The sequence below is a fragment of the Cellulomonas sp. genome, assembly GCF_036279715.1.
GTDB lineage: Bacteria > Actinomycetota > Actinomycetes > Actinomycetales > Cellulomonadaceae > Cellulomonas_A.
The window spans coordinates 1-3,096 of the sequence record NZ_DASUIR010000118.1 but is presented as its reverse complement, the minus strand read 5'-3'; the positions used below and the strand labels follow the sequence as shown (position 1 = coordinate 3,096).

At 71.3% G+C, this 3,096-nt stretch carries 4 protein-coding genes and 1 pseudogene; 2 read left to right on the top strand and 3 right to left on the bottom strand.

The genetic code is table 11. The features are described 5' to 3' along the window. Positions 1 to 360 (top strand): helix-turn-helix domain-containing protein (locus tag VFW79_RS11885; protein ID WP_329677500.1); only part of this gene is annotated, 360 nt, incomplete at its 5' end. Positions 361 to 939: 579 nt separating this feature from the next. Here the strand turns inward: VFW79_RS11885 and VFW79_RS11880 are convergent. From VFW79_RS11880 to VFW79_RS11870, 3 genes are all read right to left on the bottom strand, one after another. Next, a complete protein-coding gene (locus VFW79_RS11880) occupies positions 940 to 1,155 on the bottom strand; it encodes a hypothetical protein (RefSeq protein ID WP_329677499.1) in 216 nt (71 codons plus the stop codon). A 234-nt stretch (positions 1,156 to 1,389) separates the two neighbouring features. Further along, a complete protein-coding gene (locus VFW79_RS11875; protein ID WP_329677498.1) occupies positions 1,390 to 2,184 on the bottom strand; it encodes a B3/B4 domain-containing protein in 795 nt (264 codons plus the stop codon). Beyond that, positions 2,177 to 2,782: an XRE family transcriptional regulator gene (locus VFW79_RS11870; protein WP_329677497.1), complete on the bottom strand. Its 606-nt coding sequence runs from the start codon at positions 2,780 to 2,782 to the stop codon at positions 2,177 to 2,179. Before VFW79_RS11870 ends, VFW79_RS11875 begins: the two co-directional genes overlap by 8 nt. 103 nt (positions 2,783 to 2,885) lie before the next feature. Here VFW79_RS11870 and VFW79_RS11865 point away from each other — a divergent pair. After that, positions 2,886 to 3,096, top strand: a pseudogene (locus VFW79_RS11865) (GDSL family lipase); the annotation flags it as partial.

Sequence of the window (3,096 nt, the reverse complement as noted above, 5' to 3'; positions counted from 1 at the left end):
GTGAGCAATGGCCGCGATGGCATCGAGCTTCAGCGCCGAAGTCGAAGCCTCCCGAGCAGATCTCTGCCGGTCGGCCCCTCATGCGACCGGAGCCGGCACTCGGCGGACGGGCGCCAACCCACCCCGGAGGAGCACTCGATGACCCAAACCATTCCGACCGCGGAAGCGCGGCGGGTGATGCTCACGGTTGCGGAAGCCGCTGACGAGCTTGCCGTCACCGAGCGATTCATCCGCAAGCTCATCTCCAACGGCCAGCTCCGCGCCGTCAAGGTCGGGACGCGCGTCGTCCGCATCCGCCGCACCGACCTCGAAGACCTCCTGCGGCCGGCGCGGGTGGTGCCGCAGCTCGATCGGCGTTGAGCGTCTGCCTCTCACCTGGTGACGCCTTGCCGTTCAGATCTGGATCAGCATCTGACTGACCGCGTTGATCCGTCAGCCCATCACGGCAGTTGAGCGCGGTTCGCCGACGATGAAGTCGGTGGCGCCGTGACAAGGGTGTGGCCCCGGCGGATCCTCGTCGTTGTCGACGACGGCGCTGTCGAGCCCGTCGTCCGCGGCGTCGGCTAAGGCGCCTCGCCTATGCCCCGGATCGTGGCGGCTGCGGCGTCGGAAGGTCGGCCGCCATGAAGCCAGGTCGAGACCAAATGCACGTAGTCAGTCCCGAGTGGCATGCCATAACGTGCCATAAGGGTGGTCCCCAAGGTGCATTTCGGTTCCGCTCGGTGTAGTCTCGCAAGCGTCTGACCTGCAAAAACGTGGTGTGATGAGGGTCGCTAGGAACCCGTCGGCGTAACTTCCAAACTGGCTACGGGAGTTCGATTCTCCTCACCCGCTCCCGTCACGTCTTCGCAGGTCAGAGGCCCACCGCCGCTCGCGGCCTCACTCCCTCCCCCCTCCGCGATCGCGGCTGCAGCCCCGATGGCGACCGTGCCGCCCGCGTCAGCCGACGAGATCGAGCTCGGAGCGGAGTCCGTCCCCCTCCGCGACGTCGAGGCGTCGTCGGCCACCGCGTTGCGCGCCCGCGCCGCCAAGGACGACGAGCAGGATTCCGGCGAGCTGCGCGGGCGCGGGTGACTGGTGGAGCACGAGCAGCCCGAGGAGGACGCCGATGGCGGGCTCGAGGGCCATCAGGGTCCCGAACGAGGTGGCTGTCATGTGGCGCAGGGCGTGCGCTCGAGCGCGAAAGGCAGAACGGGCAGCAGGAGGGCTAGCCCCGCGGCGGCGGCGATGACGCCGAGCGCGAGGCGGCCTGCAGCCTGCGGTATGCCGCCGCCGGACCCACGGTGTCGATCAGGGGCACCGAGAGGGCCGAGCCGAGCTGCACGGACAGCATCGCCGCGAGTGCCGAGCCCCACGGCGGCCGTCGGCCCGGCGACGGAAGCCGGTCCGTCATGAGCGGTCTCGATCGTCCTTCGCGGGGTCGACCCTGGGGGCCGCGACGGTCCCGAACCCGTCGGCGGACGTCTCTGCGGCGAGCAGGCGGCGGGCGACCCGGACGTCGGGACCCAGCCGGCCCAGCTGGGCGAGGAGGTCATCGGCGGCGAGATGGAGCGCCTCGTCGGTGACGGCACCGAGGGCGTCGAGGATGAAGAACGCTGCGGTGGTGTCCTCCCTCAGCTGGGTACGACGTCCCTGGCGCCAGTTCCATCGCCGACACGTCACGCCCGCCTCGTCGCACCACACGACCTCGCCGGGCTCCGGGTTCTCGACCACGTCGGCGCCGCCGGCGACGGTGTCGAACACCTCGCGGCCCGTGGCCCGGACCAGCCGCGGCGCACCGACGTACCGGTTCAGGTCCTCCCCGCCGATCGGGATCCGATGCAGCACCGAGACCGCGTTGTAGAGGTCGGTGAGCGGGTTCACGCGCGGAAGCCCCGACGCGGTGCGCCGCAGGAGCGCCTCAAGGCTGTTGCGGGTCCGCTGGGGCTTCGCTCCGAACTCCCGGTAGGCCGCCCGCCACTGCGCCACGTGCGGGATCTCCTCCACGGCGGTCTGGGCCAGTGCTGCACGCGCAGCGTCCTGGGCCGCCAGGGTGAGCGCGCCGCTGGCATCGTCGCTCCGGCGGCCGGGGACGAGACCGTCGACAGCCACGAGCATCGCCCGGTAGTCGGGCCGCAGGCCGAAGACGTCCGCCGCGACCCAACCGCCTGCGAGGAACTCGTCCAGCCGACCGATCTCACCCATCGTGAACCCCGGACCGAGGCCCGGACCCGGCGCCCGGTTCGAAGACGGCCAGAGAGAACGTCGCCCGCTGCGTGCCCGGATTCGCGTACGAGTGCGCCGCGTCGCCGCCGAACGCGACGGCGTCACCCGCTTCGAGGGTCACCGACTGGTCACCGACAGTGATCGTGACGCTGCCCGTCTGGACCTGCACGAGCTCCTTGGTCCCCGCCGTGTGGGCCTCGCTCACGTGGAGGTCCCCCGCGCCCAACGTCCAGTCCCACAGCTCGACGACATCGGGCCGGTCGGTGCCGGCGACCAGCACCGCGCGACCGCCCGAGTCGCTGCGCCACAGGACGGCGCCCTGCCCACACCGCGTGACCTGCACCGGCGCGGGCCCGGCAGGCTCGACCAACGACGGCAGCCCCACCCCGAGCGCGGCACTGAGCCGCAGCAGCGTCCCGATGCTCGGGTTGACCGAACCCTGCTCGACGCTCACCACCATCCGACGACTGACCCCGGCAACCTCCGCGAGGTGGTCGAGCGTCCATCGCCGCGACTGGCGCGCCTGACGCACGCGCGCGCCGATCATCACTGCCAAGCTCGTCGCGCCCTCGTCCATGAGTGCAGCATAGTGCACTCCTCGTGCAGTCCAACTGCGCGATGGACGCTGGGCGAGTGCACCTCGCCTCCGCTCCACGCGATCGGCCGACCGTCGTGATGGGATGTCCGCCGTGACGACGATGCTCAGGCTCCACGACCGTGTCCTGCTGACGGGCGACTCCGTCACCGAGTGGGGCCGCGACCACTCCGACCCGACCAGCCTCGGCCACGGCTACGCGTCGATCGTCGCGGCGCTCGCAGGTGCCCGCCGGCCGGACCTCGACCTCACGTTCCTCAACCGCGGGGTCGGTGGCGACACCGCCGCGCTGCTGC